Here is a 25,043-nt window from a genome sequence, read left to right as displayed (position 1 = left end):
TAGCGTCCTCCTGGGTTCAGGCTGGCGTCGGCTCTCGGTGCTGCGGTGCGAGGCGCAGCGGAACGAGAGAGAACGCCTTGTCGTCGTCGTCGAGATCTGCGAGCCGTCGCACCAGCTGGTCTTCTGCGTCCCAGTCGGGTTCGACGGGCGAGCCGAGCCGCATCAGCACGCGACGCAGTGCCACCGAGAGCCAGGCCCGGTCGGTGGCCAAGCCGCCGAGTGCGTCCCGGCGCTGGATCCAGGTGTGCAGACAGCAGGCGCCCGCGTGTACGAGGCAGTGCCGGCGGGCTGCTTCGTACGCCTCGGCCGTCCGCTCCGTGCCGGCCCTGCGCAAGGTCTCCCGGCTCTGGTCCCGGGCCGTGCACAGCAGCCGGGCGAGCGCGGCGAGTTCCGGGTCGTCGTGCAGTGCCTCGACCGCTTCGTCGAGGCAGTCGGTCACCTCGTCGACACCGCCGTAGGTGATCAGCGGGCGCTCGTCGCGAGGCGCCGGCGGCGGCTGTTCCTGCTCTCCGAAGCCGAACAGCAGGTCCAGGGGCAGCTCGGAACGCGCTCCGCCCGTCGAGCGTCGCCGCAGCCCATTCACCAGCTGGCTGCGGATGGTGTCCAGTTGGACCAGTTCGGTGCCCTCGAACACCGGGGTGATGGCGATGTCCCGCGACAGCTTCTGGAAGACGCCGTGCGCGATGCCTTCGCGCAGATAGGCACGTGCGCTCAGCACCTCCCCGCAGCTGTTTACCGCGTCCACGCAGAAGGACGGGACCACGTACTTGGCCACCGCGGACCACAGGGGCATCCGCCGCCGGGCCACATCCAGCCCGCGGGCTGCGGCCAGTTCGGTGCATTCCGCGACGAGCAGGTCAGCGAAGGAGCGCGCCAGCAGCGAGCGCACCGGCGCGATCTCCAGCGCCGCGCGGGTGTACAGCACGCGCGTGCGTGCGTGGCGGAAGGCGATCCGCAGGGCGGTGTCGGCGGCACCGAGGCTGGTGGCGCCCACCATCGTCCGGGTGAACTGAAGCATGCCGGTGACCATTTCGATCCCGCGTCCCTGACGGCCGAGCAGGGCGGCGGCCCCTATCCGGCAGCCATTCAGGGTGAATCCGCTCAGGTCATGTCCGCGCAGGCCGTGGGTGGGAACCTTGGGCAGCCGCTGCACGGTGCTCTCGCCGACGGCGGCGAAGTCGACCAGGAACAGCCCGAAGGACGGTTCGGAGGCGGCGAGCACCGTGGCGAAGGACGACCGGCGCCCGTTACCGACCAGCCACTTCTTCCCGTCCAGCAGATAACCGCCGGCGGTCGCTGTGGCACGGGTTCCCGTGGCCAGAAGGTCACTTCCGGCCGCCTCCTCGCTGATGGCGGCCGTACCCCAGGCCCCCGACAGGATGAGCTCGGCAACCCTGTTGCGCTGCGGCTTGTCGCCCCACACCCATATCGGCATGGCGGCGAGCAGCGTGGAGCCGAGTCCGACAGTGACGGCCAGGTCCCGGCGTGACGCTGCCCGCACCACGCCCACCATCGACTCGAACGAGGCGAGTCGGCCGCCCTCCGGAACGGGCACGATGTGGTGATGCAGGCCGGCCGCCCAGGCCGCCTCGTATGCTGCGGTGGGCTCCGCCTCGAACTCGTCCGCGCGTACTCCGCCGGCCAGTGACATGCCGGTGCTGGGGTCGAACGGGCAGCCCAGCGCTTGTTCGAGCTCGGCCGCTGCCTGGAACAGGGGCGGGTTGGAGGGTAAGGAGGTCTCACCACTGGTCATGTGCGCTCCACAATGATCGCGTACGGTCCGTCTTCGTCACCGACGAGCTCCAGTTCATGGACGAATGCGATGCACTCGCCGTATCGGTAGGCGGTGGTGCGGACCTGGAGCAGGTCCCACAGCTGGCCGGTCCGCAGCCATGTGGCGTCGATCCGGCGGAACCCGGTGGACAGGGCGCTGCGCAGTTCAGGGATGGCTGCGCCGTGCCGCCTGACGAACTCCTCCCGTGCTCCTGCGGCGAAGCCGAGGGACTCGGCCCAGTACCACTGATCGGCCACTTCGCAGTGGTGACGGTGAATGCGAAAGGTCGGCAGGTCCTCGCTGTCCGAGGCCAGTCGTTCACCGTCCCGCTCGAACGCGGCCCGCAGCGCCGGCACAGGGGAGCGGGACGCTGTGCGCTCGACTTCGTCGTCCTGGAACGCGGAGACGAGAGAGGCGGGGAGGACGGCCGGTGTGCCGGAGAGAGCCGCGTCGCCGCTGAGTTGCAGCGGAACCGAAGTGGCGCGCGTGCGCACTGCCATACCCGCGCTGCTGGAGAACGTCGTCTCGAACTCCAGCTGGGAGGACCGCGGGCCGCGGACCCGGGCTTCGACGGCGACGGTGATCGCGTCGGCATCATCGAACCGCAGCGGCTTCTCGTACTCCAGTTGCCACGACCACAGGACGAATCCGACCCGGTGCTCCGACACAAGCCGGCGGTGACTGCACACGTGATCGCGCACCCAGCGTGTGCCGGACTGGAACCCGAGTCTGCCGACGGCGGTGGGCTGCAGCTGAATGGGGGTGAACATGCCCGCGTCGAGCACCACTTCATAGGTGGACTTGCGTGCCATCGAGACCTAACCCCCGGATATCGCGGTGACGATGTCCACCCGGTCGTCCCCGGTCGCCTCCTGGTCCAGTTCGCTTCGGGAGAGCTGTTCGCCGTTGAGAGCGATGAGATGCGTCGGACGGACGTCGCCGTCACGGTCCAGGAGCACCTCGGCGAGATTGGGGTAGCGCTCGGTGAGAGCGATCAGGCCATCACGGACTGTGGCGCCCCCCACGTCGATGTCGTTCTCGTAGTTGGTGAAGCGAAGCAGCACGCCTCTGACCTTGACGATCATTGCCTGGACCTTTCCTGTACTGGCGGTAGTTGCTCTCGTGTCACGCTGCTCGGCAGTCCGGTCGACGCCCGCCCGCCCTGCCTCGGGCGGGGCGGACGCGGGGGCTCGGCGCCGGCCATGTCCGTTCGTTCCGACAACGGACAGCAGCGGCCCGCAGGTTGGGCCAGGGACTTCGTGAGGAACGCGGAGGTTTCACCTCGGCTGTGGCCGTCCGCGCACAGGATGGGTGCGCGTCGGGGGCGGATGTACCGGAGGCAAGGTATACCCCTACCCCCTACGGGAAGCAAGGCCCTTTCGGGCCGCACTCGGGGGAGTCGGCTGTGAAGCTCTGGCCATAAGTGCGCCCCACCCTTGCGTCCCTCACTATCAAAGTGCGCCGCTATGGGTGGATTCCACATGCGGAGCTCTCTGCTCCCTTTTATTGCGACGCTCCAGATCGGACAAGCAAAGGGTCAATTGCCGCGCCGGAGAGACGGCCTGTCCGCCGGCTCCGGGCCTACCTCCGTGCGGCAGTTGACATCAACCCGACCGTTCCGCTTCGCACCCTTCAAAATTTCCGTTGCCATGACGTACGACCCCCGGGCTTACCTCCGTAGGGGCTGCGCTCACAGATCCTTCACGGTAGGTGACGCGACATGCCGCAGGCGATTGATGCCATTGACAGGGGCTACCCCCATGGGGTTTCCTCAACGGCGTTCGAACCGATAGTCACAGTCAACTGCAAGGCGAACAGTGCGCAGCGCACCCCCGGTTGGCCGCCGGTCGGAACAGTCGGAGCATCCGTACGGAGCAGGCCGTACTGCCGAAGAGCGGCCCGTCGGCAGATTTCGCAGTTTTGCGGCTGAAGAGCCGGTCCGGTCAATGGGGGAGACGTTGATTATGTGTGGTTCAGTCATGTCGAAATCTCGCAGAAATCTGCACACCACTTCACTGTGCGACCACGCTGATATTCCCGCCGGGTCCGTTTTGTCAGTGCGCGGTTGAGGTCGCGACTGCAACCCACGGATGGCAGGCCGGCGGGGTCAGGTATTCAGCTCAATTGCTGGAAACACCTAGCCGAATGACCCCGTTCCCTTATGGCGCTCCGCTGCCTGCACAGCCTCCGGAGTGCACTTCATCACACCCGAAATCCCCTTCACGATCCGCGGCATTCTTCATACCTGCAATGGACGAGAGGACTCATGGACACAACCGGGAAGCTGTTCGTGCACCAACGCTTTGCGGCCGTGGCGGCCGCACGGTACGAGGCGATAGCGGTGGAACACGACGGGAACCGCATCAGCTACAGCGAGCTCGAGGAGCGTGCGAACCGGCTCGCGCACAGGCTCCAGGACCTCGGGGTCGGGCGTGGGTCGGTGGTCATGACTCACCTCGGACGTTCCATCGACCTGATCGTGTCGCTCCTCGCAACCCTGAAGGCAGGGGCAACGTACCTGCCGGTGGAGCCCGGAGCTCCGGACGACCGGATCGCCACGTACATCAAGGAGACCCGCAGCGCCGCCGTCGTCACCCACCCCGGTCTGGAGCACCGCTTCGCAGGTTTTCCGGTGCCGACTCTCACCGATGGTGGCAGCACCGCCGGGGAGCATGCCGGCCCGCCGGACGTCACCGTTGAGGGCTCGGACACCGCCTACATCGTCTACACCTCGGGATCCTCCGGGACACCCAAGGGCGTCCAGGTCCGCCATGCATCCCTGGACTACCTCTGCCAGAACGTGAACGAGCGGTACGGCATCGGCCCGGACGACCGCGTCCTGCAGTTCGCCGCGCTCTCCTTCGACACATCCATCGAGCAGATCCTCAACACGCTCCTCAACGGAGCGACTCTCGTCCTGCCCGACTACAGCTGGGCCCCCAGCGAGCTGTCGGACAGGCTCACCTCGCTGAACGTCAGCGTCATGGACCTCACCCCCTCCTACTGGCGCGCGTTCCTCGCCGAACTCGAGCGATCTCCCGCCGAGTTGCCCATCCGGCTCACGATCGTCGGCGGCAGCGCCGTGCACGCCGCCGACTGCCGAACGGCACTGCGCCTCATGCCGGACTCCCGACTCGTCAACGCCTACGGGCTGACCGAGACGACGATCACGTCGTGCACCATGGAGGTGGGCCCGGAGCTGCTCCCTGCCCAGGGGCCGGCACCTATCGGACGCCCCCTGCCGCACACGGCCGTTCTCGTGCTGGATCAGGAGATGCGGCCGGTCCCGCCCCAGGAACACGGCGAGATATACATCGGCGGCCCCGGCGTCGCTCAGGGATACCTCGCGGAAGAGGCCCGGGCGAAGGACCGCTTCGTCTCCCTGCCGGACCAGGCGGGCGGTGCGAAGCGCTTCTACCGCACCGGTGACCTCGGCCGCTGGACGGCCGAGGGCAACCTCGAAGTCACCGGGCGGGCTGACCGGCAGATCAAGATCCACGGATTTCGTGTGGAACCTGTCGAGATCGAGGCAACGCTGTCGGCGCACCCCGACATCGACGACGTCGCGGTGACGGCCTTCAGCGTCGGGGGCGAGTTGCAGCTGGCTGCCTACTTCACGGCAAGCGGCACCGTGCACCGGCTCGCCCCCGGTGAGTTACGCACCTTCGTCGCCGGCCGCCTGCCCACGTTCATGATCCCGGCGAAGTTCGTCCAGCTGGACAGCATGCCGATGACGACGAACGGCAAGATCGACCTCGCGGCGCTGCCCGATCCGTCGCGGGAACACCCCACAACGCTCAGGACCGACCAGGACGCTCAGCCCGCCAGCATGGTCGAGCGGGCTGTCGCCGGCGTGTGGTGCCAGGTACTCGAAGTGGACTCGGTGGCACCCGACGACAACTTCTTCGACCTCGGTGGAAACTCGATTCTGGCGGCCGAACTGCTCGCCAAGGTGCGGGCCTCGCTCGGCATTCTGATCACACAGGTACGCCCCCTCATCCGGCTGCTCCTCGATGACGCGACCCTGCGCAGTTTCGCCGCCGCGGTGGAGTCCGCCCGTGCCGGCACGCGCGACGCCGCGGGCACCTCCCGTATCGACCTGGAGGCCGACACGGTGGTCGGCGTCCCGATCCAGCGGCACAGTTCCACGGCGTGGGCGGATCCGTCCCACGTGTTCCTCACCGGCGCGACAGGATTCCTCGGCATCTACCTGCTGCGTGAACTCCTGGCGACCACCAGCGCCACCGTTCACTGCCTCGTACGTGCCGCGGATGCCGACCGGGCGCGGGAACGCATCACCGCCAACGCGTTGCACTACATGAAGGACGGCCTGGAGCCGTACTGGGCCGAGGGGCGGATCTCGGCCGTCCCCGGAGATCTCGACAAGCCGCGGTTCGGTCTGCCGGACGAGGAGTTCGACCACTTCGCCAGGATCATCGACGTCATCTACCATCCCGGCGGGCTGGTCAACTTCATCTACCCCTACTCCCACATGCGTCCGACGAACGTCGAAGGCACTCGCGAGATCATCCGGATGGCCGGCCGCTACCGGAACATCCCCGTCCACTACGTCTCCACCATGGCGGTCGTCTCCGGCTTCGGAACCGCGGGGGTGCGGCACGTCACCGAGGAGACACCGCTCGCCCACGCCGACCATCTCTCCGTCGGCTACGTGGAGAGCAAGTGGGTCGCCGAAGCGCTTCTCCGGAACGCCGCCGCGGAAGGCCTGCCCGTCGCCGTCTACCGTGCCGCCGACATCTCCGGCGATCGGACGACCGGTGCCTGGAACACCGCGACCGAGATGTGCGCGATGAAGCGGTTCATCGTCGACACGGGGACCTCACCGATCGCCGAGCTCCCCATGGACTACACGCCGGTGGACTGCTACGCGGCCGCCTTGGTGCACATCGCCGCCAGCCGCCTGCCCACCGGAGAGGTGTTCCACCTGACCAACCCCGGCAAGGCGAACGTCTCGCTCCTCGCGGACCGGCTTCGCGCCCACGGCCACACGATCCGCGACGTCCCCTGGGACGAGTGGCTGGAGCGCATCGTCACGACCGCCGTGGAGCAGCCGAACCACCCGATGACACCTTTCGCCCCGCTCTTCATCGACCGGTGCTCCACCGGCACCATGAGCGTCGCCGAGATGTACCTGGAAACAACCTTTCCCACCTTCTCGCAGGACAACGTGCAGGCCGCCCTGCGGGGGAGCGGTATCGACATTCCGCCCGTGGACGGCGAGATGCTCGACCGCTACATCGGATATCTGACCTCCATCGACTTCCTGTGAGGTGGAAATGTTCCGGACACAGGACCGAACCGAGTCCTTGTGGGAATCGCTGGATGTCGGCGCAGGTCCCGCTGAACAGCCCATAGCCCTCGGGGGCGACCTCGCACCCCAGACCCTTCTCTCCGCCTACCGGCATGGCCTGTACCCGCTGCCGGTCGAAACGGCGGAAGCGGCGATCGTCAATGAACTGACCTACGAGGCGGAGGTCGAGGCCGGACGTGTGAAAGTCCTCCCCGGCCGCGAGGACCCCTTCACGATCACCTGGTGGTCCCCGGATCCGCGGCCCGTGATACTGGTCGGCCAGTCCCGGATCCAGCGCAGCCTGCGCCGGCAACTGCGCAACAGGACGGACTGGACGACGACGGCAGACGCCTGCTTCGAAGAGGTGGTCCGCCGCTGCCGGACCGGTCGGGCACAGCGGTGGCTCACCGACGAACTACTGCGGGGGCTGTCGCTCCTGCACCAGCAGGGCCACGCCCACAGTGTCGAGGTCTGGGACGGCGACGAGCTGATCGGCGGGACCTTCGGCATCCGGGTCGGGGCCGTGTTCAGTGCCGACTCTCAGTTCACACTCCGCAGTGGGGCAGGGAAGACCGCGGTGGCCGACCTGACACGCCGCTTCGCCGAGGCCGGCGGATTCGCGATCGACGTCCAGCGCGACGGCGAGCACGCCCGGCTCATCGGCGCCCGCCCGATACCCAGGTCCCAGTACCTCGATCTGCTGGCCGTCCCCGATGAGAGCCGGCCCCTCGTCACGCGGAAACTGCCCGCCGGCCGACTGGCCGAGTGACCTCACCACGTCCGCCCTGCTCCTGGGAGACACGCCTTGCCCCTCACCCGTACGGATCTGCATGTGGTCAGTCTCGCCGAGAGGCCTGACCTGGAAGACGCCATGATCTCGATGGAGTCGTCATGGCCCGCCTACATCCGCCCCGACCCGCTGCTCGTGGAGTGGGGCTTCGACCGTCATGCCGAGCACCAGCTCGTCGTCATCGACGAGGAGGAACAGGTCATCGCCCGTGCCGCAGGCGTCGCCCTTGCCTGGGACGGCGACCCCGGCCACCTTCCCGACACCGGTTGGGACGAGGCGCTTCGACAGTGCCTGTCCGACACGTACGCGGACCGGGAACTCACCACGCTGTGCGCCCTCGAGATCGCCGTCGCCCCCGGACGCCAGTCCCAGAACCTGTCCGCACGCACGCTGAAGGCCCTCACCGAGCACGCACGCGCACGAGGGTTCCGCGATCTGGTGGGCCCCGTCCGTCCCAGCCGCAAGCACGAGAGCCCCGAACTGCCGATGGACGAGTACATCGCGCGGCTCCGGCCGGACGGCCTGCCCCAGGACCCCTGGCTGCGCATTCATGTCAGGGCGGGCGGCGAAGTGCTGAAGGTGTGTCCGGCGTCCATGACCATCTCCGGAAGCCTCACCCAGTGGCGTGAGTGGACCGGCCTTCCCCTCGACACCAGCGGACCGGTGTCGGTGCCCGGTGCGTTGACGCCTCTGACCGTGAGCGTCGAACACGACTACGCGGTGTACGTCGAACCCAACGTGTGGGTCCGGCATCGCCTCACCGACCCGAGTCACTGACCACCTCCTCCGTATCCCGACCGGTACAGACGATCAAGGAGTACGACTCATGAGCAGCACAACTCCTCACCAGGTGTCCTCGACGGACAAGCTGGATCTGCGAGCAGCGCTGATCGAGCGGATCGGCGGATACATGACCGCGCACTCCATCGGCGTTGCCGCCGAACTCGGTCTCGCCGACCTCATCGGAACGGGGACCCGTACCAGCGGCGAACTCGCCGAGGAGACACAGACGCACGAACCGTCACTGCGTCGGCTGCTGCGGCTGCTCGTCGCCGGCGGGATCACGACGGAGTCGCGGCCCGGGCACTTCGCGCTCACCGAGATCGGCTCCCAGCTGCGGGCGGATTCCCCCGGCTCGCTGAAGAACTTCGCCCGCATGTTCAGCGACCCTCTCTTCCTCACCTCGTGGCAGGGCTTGCGCCACACTCTCTCCAGCGGCGAGCGTGCCTTCGACCACGCCTACGGCGTGGGCGTCTACGACCACCTGGCCCAGCACCCCGAAACCAGCGCACTGTTCAACGAGGCGATGAGCGAGGAGTCCAGGTACTCGGCCGGACAGCTCGCGTCGGGCTACGACTTCCCGGCGACCGGGACGCTGGTGGACCTCGGCGGCGGCGACGGCACCCTCCTGACCGCGATCCTGCGGAGCCGTCCAGGGCTGCGAGGCATCGTCTTCGACAGCGCGAGCGGGGTGGCGGAGGCCCCCGCCACCCTGAGCAAGGCCGGTCTTGCGGACCGGTGTGAGGTCCAGGCGGGCGACTTCTTCCGGTCCGTCCCGGGCGATGGCGACATCTACATCATCAAGAGCGTCTTCCAGGACTGGGGAGACGAGGAGTCCCGCGCCATCCTGCGCACCTGCCGCGCTCACATGCCAGCCTCCGCCACGCTGCTGATCGTCGGAACGGTACTACCCGAGACTGCCGACACCTCCGCGCCGGTCATGTTCCTCACCGACGCCAACATGATGGTGACGACCGGCGGCTGCGAGCGGACGGAGAGCGAGTTCCGGGCGCTGCTGGAGGAAACGGGATTCACGGTGGAGGCGGTCGGCGACCGGGACGCCGGCCCCCTGTCGGTCATTCAGGCCGTCCCCGCGTCCGCCTGATGGCGGCGGAACACGTGGTAGACCGCCAGGTGGAGCGGCCGGGGTTCGCCGGAGAGCTGTTCCTGGGCAGGGTGAGGACCGATCTCCTCACCCTGCCCGGGGGCGACCCGAGGCGTCTGGATCCCGTGGAGGAGCAGTTCCTGTCCCGGCTGCGCGACTTCTGCGAGAAAGAAGTCGACAGCGGCGAGATCGAGCGTACGGACCGCATCCCCGACCACGTCATCGCGGGGCTCAAGGACCTCGGAGCCCTGAGCATCAAGATCCCCGAGCGGTACGGCGGGCAAGGGCTGTCCTCGCTGTGCTACCACCGCGCTCTGATGCTCACCAGCACGACCCACCCGGCCCTGAGTGAGCTGCTCGGGGCCCACCAGGCCATCGGTCTCGTACAGCCGATCAGCTTGTTCGGAACCGACGAGCAGAAGCGTGCGTTTCTGCCCAGATGCGTCCGGGAGATTGCGGGGTTCGCCCTCACGGAGGCCGATATCGGCAACGATCCCTACCGCATGCACACCAAGGCCGTGTATCAGCCGGAGACGGACCGTTACGTTCTCGACGGCGTGAAGACATGGACTACCAACGGTGCGATCGCCGACCTGCTGGTGGTCATGGCTGTCGTGGACCCTGCGGAGGGTGACGCCGGGGGGATGACCGCGTTCATCGTCGAAGCCGACGCGCCAGGGGTGACGGTCGAACATCGCAGCTCGTTCCTCGGACTGCGTGGTCTGGAGAACGGCTGCATCCGCCTGCACCAGGTGGCAGTCTCCTCGTTCCATCGGATTGGCGAAGTGGGTGCGGGCCTTGAGATCGCTCTCGCCGCGCAGGACACGGGGCGTCTTTCGCTTCCGGCCGTCTGCGCCGCGGCTGCGAAGTGGAGCCTGTCGGTGGCTCGCCAATGGTCCGCGGTTCGCGTGCAGTGGGACCGGCCCATCGGGGAGCACGACGCGGTCGCCGGCAAGCTGGCGTACATCGCGGCGACGGCGTTCGCCCTCGAAGCGATGGTCGAAGTCACCGGCCGACGGGCGGAGCGGGGAGACACCGACACCCGCCTCGACGCGGAACTCGCCAAGCTGTTCGCGTCCGAGATGGCGTGCTCGGTGGCGGACGAACTCGTCCAGATACGGGGCGGCCGCGGATACGAGACGGCGGATTCGGCCATCGCGCGTGGCGAACGAGGGATTCCGGTGGAGCAGTTGCTGCGCGACGTCCGGGTAGGCCGCATCTTCGACGGTTCCACCGAGGCGCTTCGCAGCTTCATCGCCCACGACCTGGTCGAGTTGCACCACTCCGCGACGGATAGTCACGAGGCCGCGCCGCTCGGCGGTCAGCCGCACGAGAACGATGCCCTGACATCCCATGTCGCGTTCGTCGAGCGAACGGCGAAGCAACTCGCGCAGCGGTTGGCCGTTGTCGCCGCCGGGCCGCCCACCGAACTCGAACGGCAGCGGTATCTCGGCCGGATCGTCGACGTCGGCGCCGAGCTGTACGCCATGAGCGCGAGTTGCGTCTATGCGGCGGCACTCGACGGTGTCGGTGACACCGCGACAGCGCTTGCCGACGCCTTCTGTCACCAGGCCCGGCTCAGGGTCGGAGAGCTGCTCAACCGGCTCGACAACCACAGCGACGAGCGAGACCGGGCGGTGGCCGGACGCGTTCTGGCGGGCAACTGCACCTGGCTGGAGGACAGGGTGGTCGACCCCTCCACCGACGGCCCGTGGATCGCCGAGACCGAGCCGGGACCCGCAACCGGACGGAACCTGCGCCGAGTTGTCGGTCCGGCATCCCCGGACGACACCCGCCCCCGTCACAAGGCGGGGGAGACCACCCAGGAGTCTCGATGAACACCGTCACCGATGTCCTCACCGCCGCGCGGCAGCAGATATCGAGGGAGACCGAGCCCAATCGGTTCGTCGACCTGCTCGTATGCGGCCAGGTTCCCAAGGAGCGGCTGGGCCGGCTGGCAGGGGAGCTGTACAGCCTGGTGGGCAGTGACCGCCGCAGCTTTGCCATGCTCGCGTCCCGGTTCCCCTCTCCTCCGGCCCGGGATCTGTACCTGACCATGGTGGAGGGGGAGGAAGAGGCGCTGAGACTCCTCCTGGACTTCGCCGCCGAGCTCGGGATGGGCGAGCAGGAGCTCCGTGACTACGAACCGCAGCCCATGGCACAGGCGTACCCGGTCTGCTTGTCGCAGTCTGCTCAGTTCGGCTCCTCCAGCGACATCGCCCTCGGGCTACTGGCGAACGCGCGCGAGTCCGGGGAGATCTACTCCTGTGTGGCCGACGCGCTGATCTCCCGGTACGGCTTCCAGGAGCCGGCGGTGGCGCACTTCCGGTTCTTCGCCGACACTCCGCAGTCCCTTCTGGACCAGGCGGCGGCCACGGTCGAGAGCGGACTGGCCGACGGGGACGACCCGGCGGCTGCCGTTCGGTGCGCCCGGATAGTGCACTCCCTGGAGAGTCAGTTCTGGAACTGCCTCGCTCGGGACCTTGCCTTCTGACGAGCCCAAAGACCCCTGATCCAGGCACGGTTCACTTGACAGGGATACCCCCTACCCGTATCTTTCGCTACCAATACCCCGTAGGGGTATCGACTTTCCCCAATGAACCCGATGCCTCAGGCGCCGCAGTGTCGCGGGCGCCGACGAGGAGAGGAGTGCCGATGTCCTCGGCAGGAAACCCACCGCAGACGCGCGCGGGACGTAAGGAGTGGATGGCACTAGGCCTGTTGACCCTGCCCGCACTGCTCCTGTTCATGATGCTGACCATCCTGTTCCTGGCCAGCCCCTATCTCGCAGCCGACTTGGAGCCCAGTGGCACCGAGATCCTGTGGATCCTGGACATCTACGGATTCCTGATGGCGAGCCTGCTGGTCCTGATGGGGACCGTGGCCGACCGCTTCGGCCACCGGAACCTTCTGGTGGTGGGTGCCGCCCTCTTCGGTGTCTTCTCCGTCGTGGCCGCCATGACGGACTCGCCGGTGATGATGATCGTCTGGCGTGCGGTCCTCGGGATCGCGGCCGCCATGCAGATGCCCGCGACGCTCGGCCTGATCTTCTCGATGTTCCAGGACGCGAAGCAGCGTGGCGTCGCCATCGGTGTCTGGGCGGCAGCGATCTCCGCCGGTGTCGCCCTGGGGCCGCTGCTGGCCGGTCTTCTCCTCGAAGCCTTCACCTGGCGGGCGACGTTCCTGGTCGCGGTTCCTGTGATGGCGGTCGTGGTGATCGGCGGGCCGCTGCTGTTGCCCCGGCATCAAGCGTCCCAGGGCAGCAAGCTCGACCTGTTCAGCGCGTTGCTCCTGGTCGTCAGTCTGCTGCCGTTCATCTACGGGATCAAGACCTTCGCCACGGACGATGAGCCGATGCGCTCGCTCGCGGCTGTCGTGGTCGGACTGGCCTTCGCGGTCTGGTTCGTGGTCCGGCAACTGCGCGCCACCGCACCCCTGCTGGACGTGCGCCTGTTCGCCAACCGGACCGTCGGTGGCGCGCTCGGTGTGTTCATCCTGGCGTCCACCGCTCTCGGCGGCGTCTACCTGATGTTCACCCAGTTCCTGCAGCAGGTGAAGGACCTCTCTCCGCTCAGGACCGGGTTCTCCATCCTGCCGGCAGCCCTCGTGCTGATCGTTGTCGCCACCCTCTCGCCGATCATCGCCCGCCGTATCCGCCCGGGGTACGTCATTGCAACCGGCCTGGCCGTCCAGGTGGTCGGCTACTTGCTGTTCACCCAGGTGGAGAGCACGACCGGTCTGCCGCTGCTCATCGCCGGCTTCGTGGTTCTCTATCCGGCCGTGTCCCCGTCCATGGCGCTCACCACCGACTTGGTGGTGGGTTCGGTTCCGCCGGAGAAGGCCGGAGCCGCTGGTGGGCTGGCCTCGACCGTCAACGACCTGGGCATCTCGCTGGGCGTCGCGATCATTGGCACGATCGGTACGGCCGTGTACAGCAACGGACTGGCAAGCAAGCTACCCGAGGGCTTGTCCTCGGACGCCAAGCATGCCGCGGAGGAGAACCTCTCCGGCGCAGTCGCTGCCGCGCGGAACCTTCCTGACAATCTCGCCGATCCGCTGCTGCGCGTGACGAAGGATGCCTTCGCCCACGGGCTCAACGTCGGATCGGGCATCGCAGCCGTGATCGCAGCTGCCGGAGCGATCATCGCCGCTGTCATGCTCCGCCACGTACCCCCCACCGGATCGGTCGCAACCGGTTCGCAGCGCGGCGAGCCGGACAACGAGGCCGCGGCCCCGGGTGTCGGCTCGAAGTAGGGACGCATCGAAGCAACAGATCAATGAGCCGTATACCGGTCACGACGGCTGGCAGCTCCCAGGGCGCGCCAGCCGTCGTGACCGGCACTCACAGGAGGCACACAGTGATCGATTTCAGTGCAGATACCGTCGAGACCATCAAGAGCGTCGGTGGGCAGTGCATGTACGAACAGGTCACGAAGCTGCGGGACTCGGGGCCGGCCGTTCCCGTGCGACTCCCCGAGGGTGTCGGAGCATGGTCGGTGTCACGGGGTGATGTGGTCAGACGGCTGCTGACACACCCGGGTGTTTCCCGGAATCTCAAGGAAACGGTTCCGGCCTACGTGCCCGGTTCCGTTCCCTGGCTGTCCCCGTGGGTCGACGTGGAATCCATGGCCACCACGGACGGCAGCGCACACGCGCGGTTGCGGAAGCTGGTCACGCCGGCCTTCACTCCCCGCCGGGTGGACAGGCTCCGCGTCCAGGTCGAGGCGATCGTCGGTGACCTTCTCGACGGCCTCGGGGAATTGCCCGGCCGTGAACCGATCGACCTGCACGCGGAGTTCTCCTACCAGGTTCCTACCCGGGTGATATGTGATCTCTTCGGAGTTCCGGACGATCAGCGCCCCGAGGTCCTCCGCGCATTCCGCGTCGTGGCTACGACCGATGTGCCCGAGGAGGAATCCGTCGCCGTCTACAACGACCTCGAAACGGCGATGCATCTCCTGATCGACACCAAACGCAGGACTCCGGGTGACGATCTGACCAGCTTCCTGATCGCCGCACGGGACTCCGACGAAGATCCCCTGACCGGCCACGAGTTGATATCGACTCTGCTGCTGATGATCGGCGGGGGAAGTCAGACGACCATCAATCTCATTGATCACACGATCCGCGAGATCCTCGCCCGTCCTGACCAGCTCGACCTTCTCCGCGCCGACCCCGAACGGTGGGACGACGCGATCGAGGAGTCCCTGCGCACTCATTGTCCGGTCATGCACCTCCCCATGCGCTGGGCAACGGAGGACATCGACCTCGGTGAGGGCGTGGTGATCCGCAGCGGTGACGCCATTCTGATCTGCTACGGGGCCCACGGCCGGGACCCTGGCGTCCACAAGGACCCCGAGACCTTCGACATCAACCGCGAGAACAAGGACCATCTCGCCTTCGGGCTCGGCGCCCACTTCTGCCCGGGCTCACACCTCGCACGACTCGAGGCCCGGGTGGCCCTGCCCGCGCTGTTCGACCGTTTTCCGGGCCTTGCCCTGGCCGTCGCCCCGCAAGACGTCCAGCCCGGCCAGACCTTCATCGGCAACGACATCGTCGCCCTGCCGGTCCACCTGCGGCACACCTGAGCAGAGCCGGCCCCTCTGACCACCGCACGACACGATAGCGAAAGGTCCGCATGGTGACAGTCGACGATCTGGCCGAGAGGATGAAGCGGGTCCTGGACACCGCCCGGTACCTGAACCTGGCCACCGCGTCCGAGGAGGGAGACCCCTGGGTCGCGACCCTGGAGTACGCATGGTTCGCCGACCCCCTGCGTTTTGTCTTCGGCTCGGCAACCACCTCCCGGCACAGCCGCCATCTCCGTGCGCGGCCGGAGGTGAGCGGCTCCCTGTTCATCACCGGCAGTGACGGCGCCGGTGTGGACATCGCCTCGGTCGACGGCGCCCAGTTCACCGGCCGCTGCACAGAGATACCCCCCGACCGGCTCGACGACTACTACGCGCGCTTCTACGAGACCGTGTTCCCCGAACCGCAGCAGCGTGCGCAGTGGCAGCTTCGCCCGATGCTGCTGCAGCCACCCGCTGCGCACCGCCTCTACCTGGTGGAGGTCCATCGCTGGTGGCTGATCGACACCCGCACATGGACCGAGGACCGTATCGACCGTCGTATCGAGATACCGCTGGATGCGCACAAGGACTGACGCATCGCCGCTTCGGACTCTCATCCAGACAGGCCCCTTCCGCCCTGGATCCCCGGCCGGAAGGGCTGGACAACATCGATGAAAGGCAGAGGATTGAGCAATTCGCGGGCACAGGTCGCCGGAACGTTCGCGCAGGCCTTGCGTGAACGGGCCGAGCAGTCCCCCGGCTCAACCGCTTTTCGCTTCATTGCCGACGACGGGTCGGTCGAGGAAATCACTTATGCCGAGCTCGATACGCGCGCCCGGGCAGTGGCGACCGGGCTGATCGAGACGGCCGCGACGCGGACGACACCCGCGTTGTTGCTCTTCGCGCCGGGCCTGGACTATCTCGCCGGACTGTTCGGCTGCTTCTACGCAGGCGTTCCCGCGGTCCCGGCGTTCCCGCCCGATCCGACACGTCTCGCGCGTACCCTGCCTCGCCTCGCGGCGATCATCGAGGACGCCGGGTCCGACATCGTACTGACCACGACGGACATCAGACCGCTCATCGAGGACTGGCTCAAGGAGACCCTGGGCCGTGCGCCCCGAGTGATCGCGACCGACCTGCTCAAGGATGAGGGAGGCGGTCTCCTGCCGCCCATCCGCCAGGATTCTCCGGCGCTGCTGCAGTACACCTCGGGGTCGACGTCGCTCCCGCGCGGTGTCGTACTCACCCATGCTCAGCTGATGGGCAACTGCCGGGAAATCGCCCGCGGATTCGGCATGCACTCAGACAGTTCGGGCGGCCTCTGGCTGCCTCCGTATCACGACATGGGGCTGATCGGCGGAATCCTCACCCCGCTGTTCGCGGGCATACCCGCGACGCTCATGTCACCGGTGTCGTTCCTTCGCCGGCCGCTGTCCTGGCTGCGCATGGTCTCGCGGTATCGCTCGACGATCACCGGGGGCCCGAACTTCGCCTACGAGTTGTGCCTGCGGCGTGCGACGGACGAAGAGGTCGAAGAGCTGGACCTGTCCAGCATTGAGCTCACCTTCACGGGGGCTGAGCCGGTGAGGGCCGAGACCATGAGGCGCTTCGCCGAACGCTTCGGCCCGTGCGGCTTCCGGGCCAAGTCGTTCTACCCGTGTTACGGGCTTGCTGAAGCGACCCTCTTCGTGACCGGCGGCACCCCGCTCGACGGCTGGCGCTCGATGCCGGTCGCAAGCGCGCCCTTCGAGTCCGACGGCATCGCACGTCAGGCCGGCCCGGCCGAGCCGTCGCGGATGCTGGTGAGCTCCGGGCGGCCTGGTCCCGACACCCGGGTACTGATCGTCGACCCGAGCACTCATGAGCCGCTGGGCAGCGGCAGGGTCGGTGAGATATGGGTCGACTCACCCAGTGTCGCCAGCGGCTACTGGCAGCGAACGGAGGAGTCCGCCGCAACATTCGGAGCGAGGACGGCGGCCGGCGACGGCTCGTACCTGCGCACGGGCGATCTCGGATTCTCCCTTGACGACGAACTGTTCGTCGCTGGCCGCATCAAGGATCTGATCGTCATCAACGGTCGAAACTACCACCCGGTGGACATAGAACAGTCCTGCGAGAACTCGGTTCCGGGAATCCGCCGCAATTGCGGTGCCGCGTTCTCGGTCGAGGACGAACACCTGGCCACTGAGCGACTCGTCCTCGTCTACGAGATAGACCCCGGAGCCGAGAGGCCGTATCAGGAAGTCATTGACGGGATCCGCCGGGCGGTGTCCATCAATTTCAGCGTCCCGCCGTATGCGGTCGTCCTGATACCCCCTCGCGCCATCCACAAGACCTCAAGCGGGAAGGTGCAGCGCTGGATGGTCCGACGCGGCTTCCTGGCGGGTGAGTTCGAAGAACTCGCCCGATGGGAGGCGCCCGTTCATGGGCAGTCCCGCACCCCGCAAGCGACGTGAACTGACGACGGCCCGCCGGATTTTGCTCGTCCGGGGGCACTGCTTCATACGGTGTGAGGGTATCTTTCAAGGGGAGGTCGACGCTGCGCCTGGCACCGGCCGGGGAGGAAGGACTCGGAGCCATGGCTGGTCAGAATCAGAAGACGCACAAGGATGACGTGCTGATGCGGCTTCGCCGTATCGAGGGCCAAGTGCGTGGCCTGCAGCGGCTGGTGGAGCAGGACACCTACTGCATCGACATCCTCACCCAGGTGTCCGCGACCACACGCGCCCTGCAGTCGTTCGCTCTGCAGATGCTCGACGAGCACATGGCCACCTGTGTGAGCCACGCCGTGGCCGAGGGCGGTCAGGAGCGGGAAGTGAAGCTCAAGGAAGCCTCCGACGCGATCGCCCGGTTGGTGCGTTCGTGAAGGCCTGCTGAACGACCACGGCGCGTCGGTCAGTGCTGGTGCTCGGCGGAGCTCGAAGGCGCTGTGCTCGGCGTGGTGCCGTGCGGCGCACGTCCGGCGTCGACGGTGAAGCTTGCGGTGCGCACCTTGCCGTTGTGCTTGAAGTCGAGGAAGAGCCGGTATGAGCCGGAGCTCGGTGCCGTGGTGGTGAAGGAGACCGTGGGGCCCGGCTTGGTCTTGCCGTCACCCGGGGCGCCGTTGGGGTGGACGTGCAGGTATGCCAGATCGCCCGAGCGCAGGGCCACCAGGTGGCCGTATGCCTCGAGATACGGCTCGAGATCGGTCACGGGGCGCCCGTTCTTGCTGACGTTCAGATCGAGCCGGTCCGCGACGCCCGGGCGCAGCCGGCCCTTGAGTGTGACTTTGTAGCCCTCGACCTCGGCGACGGTCGTGATCGGGGGCAGCGGCGCCGGGCGGTAGGTGCCGGAGACGGCGAGATCCGCGCCGAGGGTCAGATTCTCAGCACCCTTCGCCGCGGGTGTGAAGTCGGCGAAGAGGCGGTAGTCGCCCGCCGCGGGGAGTTTCGCGTCGACGCCCCATGTGCCGTCGGCGGAACGGATCGGGTGCAGGTGCCGGTAGGTGGCCAGGTCCCGGGAGGCGAGGATCAGGTGGAGTTCCTTGCCGTGCTCGCGCTGATAGGCGGTGACGATCCGGCCCGCGCTGTCGCGTACGACGAAGCGGAGCCCGGACTTCTCCGCCGTGGAGACGCGGGGGGTCTCGAGGTCAAGGCTGTAGCCGCTCTCCGAGACCTGTAGTCCGTCCGGCGGTGTCTCGTGGCCGCCTTCGGCGCTCTCCTCTCCCGAGTCCGGGGTCTTCGTGGTTTCGTGCCCCGCGTGGGCGGTGGGTTCGGCCGAGCTGCCGATTGGGTCGACCACGTCCCCCACTCCGTATGCGGCTCCGAAGGCGGCGGCGAGCACGGCGGCGAATGCGGTGATGCGCAAAGGGGTGTTCATCGGTGTCTCCTCGGGCGTCATCAAGGCGTCATCAAGGTGTCTACCCAAGGAGCATATACCCCGCCGGGGTATATGCAAGGTGAGGTTCAGTGCTTGCCAGCGATACAGGGGAGGGGTATACATGGTGATACCCCCAAGGGGTATCACCACAGTCACTCTTTCCCAGGAGGAACCATGTCCGACTGCTGCACGCCCGACGGCAGCTGCTCGACCGGTGCAACGCAGAGCGCGACGGCCGGCAGCTTCTCAACGGTCTACACGGTGACGGGCATGACCTGTGACCATTGCAAGAAGTCCGTGTCCGAGGCCGTCAGCGGCATCGAGGGCGTGCTGAGTGTCGACGTGGACGTCGAGGCCGGCCGTGTCGCCGTCGCCACCAGTGCACAGCCCGAGGACGCCGTATTCGCGAAGGCCATCGACGACGCGGGCTACGCGCTCACCGGCCGCGCCGTCTGAACGCTCACCATGCTGCTGGGCCCGCGCCCTCCCCCGGGCGGGCCCAGCTCCCGTTTTGAGGAGCAGTGATGACGAAGCTCACCGACGTCAGCGAGGTCGAACTCGCCATCGGCGGTATGACCTGCGCCTCGTGCGCAGCCCGGATCGAGAAGAAGCTCAACCGGATGGACGGGGTCGAGGCCACCGTCAACTACGCGACCGAGAAGGCCAAGGTCAGCTACCGAGGTGACGATGTCGCCGTCAGCGATCTGATCGCCACGGTGGAGGCGACCGGCTACAGCGCTGTGGAGCCGACTCCAGCCGGCGCGGACAACGCCGCGGAGGCCGGGACCGCGGAGGAACCCGACCAGCTCCGGTCGCTGCGCCAGCGCCTGGTGACGACCGTGGTGCTGGCTGTACCGGTGATCGCCATGGCCATGGTCCCCGCGTTCCAGTTCGAGTACTGGCAGTGGCTGTCTCTCACCCTGACGGCCCCGGTGGTCACCTATGCGGCCTGGCCCTTCCACCGTGCCGCCTGGACCAACGCCAGGCATGGTGCCGCGACCATGGACACCCTGATTTCGGTCGGGACCACGGCCGCATTCCTGTGGTCGCTCTGGGCCCTGTTCTTCGGCACTGCGGGCACCCCGGGCATGACGCACGCCTTCGAGCTGACGATCGCCCGGAGTGACGGTGCCGGCAACATCTATCTGGAAGCCGCGGCCGGTGTCACCGCATTTATTCTGGCAGGCCGCTACTTCGAGGCGCGCTCCAAGCGGATGGCTGGCGCCGCGCTCAAGACCCTCCTCGAACTCGGCGCCAAGGAGGTCACGGTACTGCGGGACGGCCGTGAGTCCACGGTCCCCATCGCCGCACTCCACACCGGTGACCGCTTCCTGGTGCGCCCGGGGGAGAAGATCGCCACAGATGGAACGGTGGTCGAGGGCTCGTCCGCCGTAGACGCGTCCATGCTCACCGGGGAGTCCGTTCCGGTGGAGGTGGTCGTCGGTGACAGCGTCTCCGGTGCCACGCTGAACACCAGCGGACGGCTTGTCGTCGAGGCCACCCGGGTCGGCGCGGACACCCAACTGGCCAGAATGGCCAAATTGGTGGAGGACGCTCAGAACGGGAAGGCTGCCGCCCAGCGGCTCGCCGACCGGATATCGGCTGTCTTCGTGCCTGTAGTGATCACGCTTGCGCTCGGCACGTTCGGATTCTGGCTCGGTAACGGTGCCGGATTGTCGGCAGCGTTCACGGCTGCCGTCGCCGTCCTCATCATCGCCTGCCCGTGCGCCCTTGGGCTGGCCACCCCCACGGCTTTGATGGTGGGAACCGGCCGCGGTGCCCAGGTGGGGATCCTGATCAAGGGGCCGGAAGCCCTTGAAACGGCCCGCAAGGTCGACACGGTCGTACTGGACAAGACGGGCACGGTCACGACGGGGCAGATGACGCTGATCGCCGTGCGGACGGAGGAGAACGAGGCCGAGGTCCTACGGCTGGCAGGCTCGCTGGAGAACGCGTCCGAGCATCCGATTGCCCGCGCCGTCGCCGAGGGCGCCAGGCAAAAGGTCGGCGAGCTCCCGGTCCCTGAGGACTTCACCAATGTTGCCGGTCTGGGCATCCAGGGAGTCGTCGAGGGGCATGCGGTGCTCGTGGGCCGCCAGAAGCTGTTGGACGAGTGGGAAATCCGCTTGCCGGCCGACATGGAGCGGGCCAGGACGGAGTCCGAGGCCGCAGGGCGAACCGCCATTCTGGTGGCGTGGGACGGCGTGGCACGCGCGGTACTGGAAGTTGCAGACGCGATCAAGGAGTCCAGCCCTGAAGCCGTCCGCCGGCTTCGTGCGCTCGGTCTCACGCCGATCCTACTCACCGGCGACAACAAGACGGTTGCCGCCACCGTCGCGGCGGAAGTCGGAATCACCGAGGTGATCGCCGAAGTGATGCCCGAGGACAAGGCGGATGTGGTCAAGCGTCTTCAGGGGGAGGGGCGCAGCGTTGCCATGGTCGGCGACGGCATCAACGACGCGGCTGCGCTCGCTCAGGCTGACCTGGGCCTTGCCATGGGGACAGGGACAGACGCGGCGATCGAGGCCAGCGATCTCACCCTCGTTCGAGGTGACTTGCGAACGGCTGCGGATGCCATCCGTCTGTCACGCAAGACTCTCGGAACCATCCACTCAAACCTCTTCTGGGCCTTCCTGTACAACGTGACAGCCCTGCCGCTGGCCGCGGCGGGCCTGCTGAACCCGATGATCGCCGGAGCCGCCATGGCCTTCTCGTCGGTTTCCGTGGTGGGCAATTCGCTTCGCCTGCGCCGCTTTTCTGCGCAGCCCTGAGGCATACCTCGCCGCCTTTGCCCGTGACAGGCAATGGGGCTGAGTGTCCCCCGGTTCAGAGAACCGGGGGACACTCAGCGCCTTGTCCATCCACTCGATCCGCGGTCCGGGCCGGGGCCGCTGCAGCGCTCACGATGCGAAGACGGTATCCCCGCGACCTCGGTATGCATGGCCCGCAGATTGGACAGAGCCACCGGCCCGCCAGAGATCCCTGTTGCGTGGATTGGGCTGGGGGGCGCACCCAGTGGGTTCCTCCTGGGCATCTGGCGCCCCGGAAGAGCGACGACTACTGACGTTCGCTGCACATGCTCCAATTATGGCCGGTGCCACTAGCGGTGGTTTGTTGACGGCGGGTCAGGGTCGTAGTAGGCCGGTAGCAGAGGAACGTTGCCTCGTCGCCTGGGGGCTTGTGGTCCGTCTTCTCGGCGGAGATACCCGCGGCGCTGCAGAGCTGCTCACCCAAGCCGTAAACGAGGCACGCGCCCAGCGACTTCCGCATCAGCTGCAGCGCATCAACCGAACTGGTGGTCACGCCCTGGCCGAGATCAACGACGCAGCCAGGGAAGCTCTGTCGCAGCTCCGGACTGAGATGGCCGCGTAATGCATGCGTGGCCGACAGCGCGTGCTCTGTCACGGTCCCGAACACAACGCCACCTCCGAATACGCGTCGGCGGACTCCGCGCCGCTGCCTGCTGCCTGGTTGTACTGCGGCAGTGGCACGAGTCTGGGGTCGGCGTAGATCGACATGCATCGCCGTGGCGATATCGCTACCGCGATATCAATCTGCGCATAGCCTGTAACTAGCTGAAAGTTGAGCTCAACTCAGTACGCCGGGTGCTGTCATGAAGATGCCGATCCGGGTGTGCGGCAAGTGCGGGAACGTGCTGAGTCAGTACAACCCCGACCCCATGTGCGCATCATGCTCACGTACCAGCGCCGCGCTCAGGGTTCCTGACCGGGCATGGCGTGACGAACAGGTGCAACGAGCCCTTGGTTCCTGGGAGTTCGGTGACTTGCTTCGGTTGTTACGTCGACGGTCGGGACTGTCCGAGATGGACGTACGCGCCTTGACCGGGCTTACCCAGTCGTACATCTCCGACCTCGAAAACGGTCGCAAGCAGCTGGGGGGTCGCGATGCCATCATCGACCTCCTCAACGGCCTCGGCCTTCCAACTGACCTGCGGCCACTGCTCCTGACACCCTTTACAGGCCGGGACCAGACAGCGGCCTCGGAGGCGCTGGACCCGGCGATGCCGTGGACGGCGGATCGTATGGTGACGTCACTTGAAGTGGCTGTCGGAGGTCCCATGAAGCTCCGAAGCGTGCTGACCGCCTTGAGCGGAGCCGGTCTCACCCAATATGTCCTGCAGTCGGCCATCGCCCCTATGGAGGCGCTGGCCGCAGACACCCGCGACGGAACGCGGGTGACCATGCCTCTGCTCACGTCACTGCAGACCACCACTGACGCACTGAGGCAGCTGGACGCGAGCAGCGGCAGCGGAACCCTGGCCAGCACCGCCAGGAAACACCTGCAGGTCCTGCTGGGTCTGATGAAGACCGGAACCTTCGACGAGCGGACAGGCCGCCGACTCGCAGCAGTGACCGCGGACACCGCCATTCAGACAGGGTGGTACTCGTTCGACGGCGGCAAGCACGACGAAGCACAACGGCTCTTCCTGGGTGCACTGCGTGCGGCTCACGCGTCAGGGGACTCAAGGCTCCGCGCCGGTGCACTGTCATTCCTGGCCATTCACGGCTACTCGGTCGGCGATCCTCGCGAGGCAGTCACTGCTGCTCGGACAGCACGCCAGAGCATCAGCGACCAGGACGTGCCGGCGTTGCACGCCATGCTCCTCACGCGGCAAGCGCGAGGTCACGCTCGACTGCGAGAAGAACGGCACGCTCTGGCAGCCCTCGAAGAAGCAGATGCCCTGTGTGCAAAGGGGCGCGGTGAGGATGAGCCGCATTGGCTGTACTGGATCAATCCGGGTGAGATCCTCGGCCAGCGAGGCAGCTGCTTCCTCGAGCTGGGCCGTCCAGCCGAAGCCGCATCCGCCTTCGCTTCAGCTCGCGGCGTCCTGAGCCGTGAAGAAACCCGGACCAGGGCCCAGTTCCTCACCCGCGCAGCAACGGCTCAGATGCGCGCGGGCGACGCCGACACCGGTGCCGCTACCGGACACGAAGTGCTCACCATGGTGGACGGCATCCGGTCCGCCCGGCTCGACGAACATCTGCGCTCGATGCTGCGCGAAGCGCGCCAGTTCGGCAGCGCAGCCCCTGTCCGTATGTTCCTCGACCGGGGCCAGGAACTTCTGAAGGAGCGAGCGCTCGCATGATTCTGGTGCTATGGGACGTCGACCGGCCTCTGCTCTACGTCGGTGAGACCGACCGCTTGGTGTATCGCGAGGTGTTTCGCGAGATAGTTGGCCGCGACGCGCAGACGCTGCCCGCCAGAGGAACCGGTGTCACCATGCCGCATGCCGTGCGAGAACTGCTCTCCGCCAATGCGGTCCCCGAATCGGAATTCGATCACCTCGCGCGCTTGATGGTTGACCGCCTCCCCGGCCAGCTGAATCGCCACCGTGAGGCACTGCGTCGCGAGGGACATCTGATGCCCGGCGCCGTTGGGGCTCTGGCGGCTGTACACCAGTCTCGACTGCTCGTCCCGACGATTGTGACCGGCAACCTCAAAGCGAGCGCAGAGATTAAACTGTCCGCCTTCTGCCTTGCGGACTACCTCGACATGAGTATCGGAGGCTACGCTTCCGACGACTCCCATCGGCCTGCCCTCGTGCGCATTGCACAGAATAGAGCTGAGGCGGTGTACGACCACATCTTCGGCCGCGAGAACACCGTCATCATCGGTGACTCCCTGCAGGACGTCCGTACAGGACTGGAGGGAGGCGCGAGAGTCATCGGTGTTGCCTCGGGAACGACCGCGGCTGAGCAATTGGCCACCGAAGGAGCCGACCACGTCATACCGGACCTGAGAGGGTGGTATGAGACCTGATGCCCGATTCTTCGTTTCGTGCGGGGTGAACGGGCAGGCCGTGGCGACGTTGGTCGGTTACGGCCGGGGCAGGG

At 67.0% G+C, this 25,043-nt stretch carries 20 protein-coding genes; 15 read left to right on the top strand and 5 right to left on the bottom strand.

Going from position 1 to position 25,043, the window contains the following annotated elements; translation table 11 throughout:
* Positions 1-16 precede the first annotated feature (16 nt).
* Genes ACFVV1_RS36400 through ACFVV1_RS36390 form a run of 3 tightly spaced genes read right to left on the bottom strand, consistent with a single transcriptional unit; the run spans position 17 to position 2,859 of the window.
* The gene (locus tag ACFVV1_RS36400; RefSeq protein WP_389998602.1) at positions 17-1,753 is read right to left on the bottom strand and encodes an acyl-CoA dehydrogenase; all 1,737 of its coding nucleotides are present in this window, start codon (positions 1,751-1,753) and stop codon (positions 17-19) included.
* A complete protein-coding gene (locus ACFVV1_RS36395) occupies positions 1,750-2,586 on the bottom strand; it encodes an acyl-CoA thioesterase (protein ID WP_389998599.1) in 837 nt (278 codons plus the stop codon). The genes ACFVV1_RS36400 and ACFVV1_RS36395 overlap by 4 nt, the downstream gene beginning before the upstream one ends.
* Before the next feature lie 6 nt (positions 2,587-2,592).
* Entirely contained in the window at positions 2,593-2,859 is a 267-nt protein-coding gene (locus ACFVV1_RS36390; RefSeq protein WP_389998596.1) for a MoaD/ThiS family protein, read from the bottom strand.
* Positions 2,860-4,040: 1,181 nt separating this feature from the next.
* On the opposite strand from ACFVV1_RS36390, the gene ACFVV1_RS36385 reads away from it, so the two are divergent.
* From ACFVV1_RS36385 to ACFVV1_RS36335, 11 genes are all read left to right on the top strand, one after another.
* Positions 4,041-7,064, top strand: a complete 3,024-nt coding sequence (locus tag ACFVV1_RS36385) for an amino acid adenylation domain-containing protein (protein WP_389998593.1) — start codon at positions 4,041-4,043, stop codon at positions 7,062-7,064.
* Between the two features lie 7 nt (positions 7,065-7,071).
* On the top strand, positions 7,072-7,854 hold the full coding sequence (locus ACFVV1_RS36380) for a leucyl/phenylalanyl-tRNA--protein transferase (protein ID WP_389998590.1): 783 nt from the start codon (positions 7,072-7,074) through the stop codon (positions 7,852-7,854).
* 102 nt (positions 7,855-7,956) lie between these two features.
* Complete coding sequence (locus tag ACFVV1_RS36375; protein WP_389998729.1) at positions 7,957-8,652, top strand: N-acetyltransferase; 696 nt, start codon at positions 7,957-7,959, stop codon at positions 8,650-8,652.
* A gap of 49 nt (positions 8,653-8,701) precedes the next feature.
* Positions 8,702-9,760 (top strand): methyltransferase, encoded by a 1,059-nt coding sequence (locus ACFVV1_RS36370; protein WP_389998587.1) that lies wholly within the window; start codon positions 8,702-8,704, stop codon positions 9,758-9,760.
* Positions 9,760-11,598, top strand: a complete 1,839-nt coding sequence (locus ACFVV1_RS36365) for an acyl-CoA dehydrogenase family protein (protein WP_389998584.1) — start codon at positions 9,760-9,762, stop codon at positions 11,596-11,598. The genes ACFVV1_RS36370 and ACFVV1_RS36365 overlap by 1 nt, the downstream gene beginning before the upstream one ends.
* Positions 11,595-12,254 carry a hypothetical protein gene (locus ACFVV1_RS36360; RefSeq protein ID WP_389998581.1) on the top strand — a complete coding sequence of 220 codons (660 nt, stop codon included), beginning with the start codon at positions 11,595-11,597 and terminating at the stop codon, positions 12,252-12,254. The genes ACFVV1_RS36365 and ACFVV1_RS36360 overlap by 4 nt, the downstream gene beginning before the upstream one ends.
* 212 nt (positions 12,255-12,466) lie before the next feature.
* A complete protein-coding gene (locus ACFVV1_RS36355) occupies positions 12,467-14,014 on the top strand; it encodes an MFS transporter (protein ID WP_389998578.1) in 1,548 nt (515 codons plus the stop codon).
* 104 nt (positions 14,015-14,118) lie between these two features.
* A complete protein-coding gene (locus tag ACFVV1_RS36350) occupies positions 14,119-15,348 on the top strand; it encodes a cytochrome P450 (RefSeq protein ID WP_389998575.1) in 1,230 nt (409 codons plus the stop codon).
* Positions 15,349-15,398: 50 nt separating this feature from the next.
* Complete coding sequence (locus tag ACFVV1_RS36345; protein ID WP_389998572.1) at positions 15,399-15,923, top strand: pyridoxamine 5'-phosphate oxidase family protein; 525 nt, start codon at positions 15,399-15,401, stop codon at positions 15,921-15,923.
* Positions 15,924-16,016: 93 nt separating this feature from the next.
* Positions 16,017-17,786: a fatty acyl-AMP ligase gene (locus ACFVV1_RS36340; RefSeq protein ID WP_389998569.1), complete on the top strand. Its 1,770-nt coding sequence runs from the start codon at positions 16,017-16,019 to the stop codon at positions 17,784-17,786.
* 122 nt (positions 17,787-17,908) lie between these two features.
* A complete protein-coding gene (locus tag ACFVV1_RS36335) occupies positions 17,909-18,196 on the top strand; it encodes a metal-sensitive transcriptional regulator (RefSeq protein ID WP_389998566.1) in 288 nt (95 codons plus the stop codon).
* A 29-nt stretch (positions 18,197-18,225) separates the two neighbouring features.
* Here ACFVV1_RS36335 and ACFVV1_RS36330 read toward each other — a convergent pair whose 3' ends face one another.
* Complete coding sequence (locus ACFVV1_RS36330; RefSeq protein WP_389998563.1) at positions 18,226-19,188, bottom strand: hypothetical protein; 963 nt, start codon at positions 19,186-19,188, stop codon at positions 18,226-18,228.
* A 72-nt stretch (positions 19,189-19,260) separates the two neighbouring features.
* Between ACFVV1_RS36330 and ACFVV1_RS36325 the strand changes: the two genes are divergently transcribed.
* A complete protein-coding gene (locus tag ACFVV1_RS36325; protein WP_389998560.1) occupies positions 19,261-19,644 on the top strand; it encodes a heavy-metal-associated domain-containing protein in 384 nt (127 codons plus the stop codon).
* A gap of 68 nt (positions 19,645-19,712) precedes the next feature.
* Positions 19,713-21,959 (top strand): heavy metal translocating P-type ATPase, encoded by a 2,247-nt coding sequence (locus ACFVV1_RS36320; RefSeq protein WP_389998557.1) that lies wholly within the window; start codon positions 19,713-19,715, stop codon positions 21,957-21,959.
* A 286-nt stretch (positions 21,960-22,245) separates the two neighbouring features.
* Here ACFVV1_RS36320 and ACFVV1_RS36315 read toward each other — a convergent pair whose 3' ends face one another.
* Positions 22,246-22,593 carry a hypothetical protein gene (locus ACFVV1_RS36315; RefSeq protein WP_389998554.1) on the bottom strand — a complete coding sequence of 116 codons (348 nt, stop codon included), beginning with the start codon at positions 22,591-22,593 and terminating at the stop codon, positions 22,246-22,248.
* Positions 22,594-22,801: 208 nt separating this feature from the next.
* On the opposite strand from ACFVV1_RS36315, the gene ACFVV1_RS36310 reads away from it, so the two are divergent.
* Both ACFVV1_RS36310 and ACFVV1_RS36305 read left to right on the top strand, forming a co-directional pair.
* Complete coding sequence (locus ACFVV1_RS36310; RefSeq protein ID WP_389998551.1) at positions 22,802-24,295, top strand: helix-turn-helix domain-containing protein; 1,494 nt, start codon at positions 22,802-22,804, stop codon at positions 24,293-24,295.
* Positions 24,292-24,969: an HAD hydrolase-like protein gene (locus tag ACFVV1_RS36305; protein ID WP_389998548.1), complete on the top strand. Its 678-nt coding sequence runs from the start codon at positions 24,292-24,294 to the stop codon at positions 24,967-24,969. The genes ACFVV1_RS36310 and ACFVV1_RS36305 overlap by 4 nt, the downstream gene beginning before the upstream one ends.
* Positions 24,970-25,043: the final 74 nt, after the last annotated feature.

The organism is Streptomyces sp. NPDC058092 (genome assembly GCF_042884935.1).
In the GTDB taxonomy this organism is placed as follows: domain Bacteria; phylum Actinomycetota; class Actinomycetes; order Streptomycetales; family Streptomycetaceae; genus Streptomyces.
The sequence above is the reverse complement of the archived record's forward strand: the minus strand, read 5'-3'. Positions and strand labels throughout refer to the sequence as shown.

Bases quoted from the DNA above. Each gene is read 5' to 3' on its own strand.
- ACFVV1_RS36380 (WP_389998590.1), top strand. From the start codon at position 7,072: ATGTTCCGGACACAGGACCGAACCGAGTCCTTGTGGGAATCGCTGGAT.
- ACFVV1_RS36390 (WP_389998596.1), bottom strand. From the start codon at position 2,859: ATGATCGTCAAGGTCAGAGGCGTGCTGCTTCGCTTCACCAACTACGAG.
- ACFVV1_RS36320 (WP_389998557.1), top strand. From the start codon at position 19,713: ATGACGAAGCTCACCGACGTCAGCGAGGTCGAACTCGCCATCGGCGGT.
- ACFVV1_RS36335 (WP_389998566.1), top strand. From the start codon at position 17,909: ATGGCTGGTCAGAATCAGAAGACGCACAAGGATGACGTGCTGATGCGG.
- ACFVV1_RS36365 (WP_389998584.1), top strand. From the start codon at position 9,760: ATGGCGGCGGAACACGTGGTAGACCGCCAGGTGGAGCGGCCGGGGTTC.
- ACFVV1_RS36355 (WP_389998578.1), top strand. From the start codon at position 12,467: ATGGCACTAGGCCTGTTGACCCTGCCCGCACTGCTCCTGTTCATGATG.
- ACFVV1_RS36360 (WP_389998581.1), top strand. From the start codon at position 11,595: ATGAACACCGTCACCGATGTCCTCACCGCCGCGCGGCAGCAGATATCG.
- ACFVV1_RS36345 (WP_389998572.1), top strand. From the start codon at position 15,399: ATGGTGACAGTCGACGATCTGGCCGAGAGGATGAAGCGGGTCCTGGAC.
- ACFVV1_RS36395 (WP_389998599.1), bottom strand. From the start codon at position 2,586: ATGGCACGCAAGTCCACCTATGAAGTGGTGCTCGACGCGGGCATGTTC.
- ACFVV1_RS36370 (WP_389998587.1), top strand. From the start codon at position 8,702: ATGAGCAGCACAACTCCTCACCAGGTGTCCTCGACGGACAAGCTGGAT.
- ACFVV1_RS36325 (WP_389998560.1), top strand. From the start codon at position 19,261: ATGCAAGGTGAGGTTCAGTGCTTGCCAGCGATACAGGGGAGGGGTATA.
- ACFVV1_RS36310 (WP_389998551.1), top strand. From the start codon at position 22,802: ATGAAGATGCCGATCCGGGTGTGCGGCAAGTGCGGGAACGTGCTGAGT.
- ACFVV1_RS36330 (WP_389998563.1), bottom strand. From the start codon at position 19,188: ATGAACACCCCTTTGCGCATCACCGCATTCGCCGCCGTGCTCGCCGCC.
- ACFVV1_RS36305 (WP_389998548.1), top strand. From the start codon at position 24,292: ATGATTCTGGTGCTATGGGACGTCGACCGGCCTCTGCTCTACGTCGGT.
- ACFVV1_RS36400 (WP_389998602.1), bottom strand. From the start codon at position 1,753: ATGACCAGTGGTGAGACCTCCTTACCCTCCAACCCGCCCCTGTTCCAG.
- ACFVV1_RS36385 (WP_389998593.1), top strand. From the start codon at position 4,041: ATGGACACAACCGGGAAGCTGTTCGTGCACCAACGCTTTGCGGCCGTG.
- ACFVV1_RS36375 (WP_389998729.1), top strand. From the start codon at position 7,957: ATGATCTCGATGGAGTCGTCATGGCCCGCCTACATCCGCCCCGACCCG.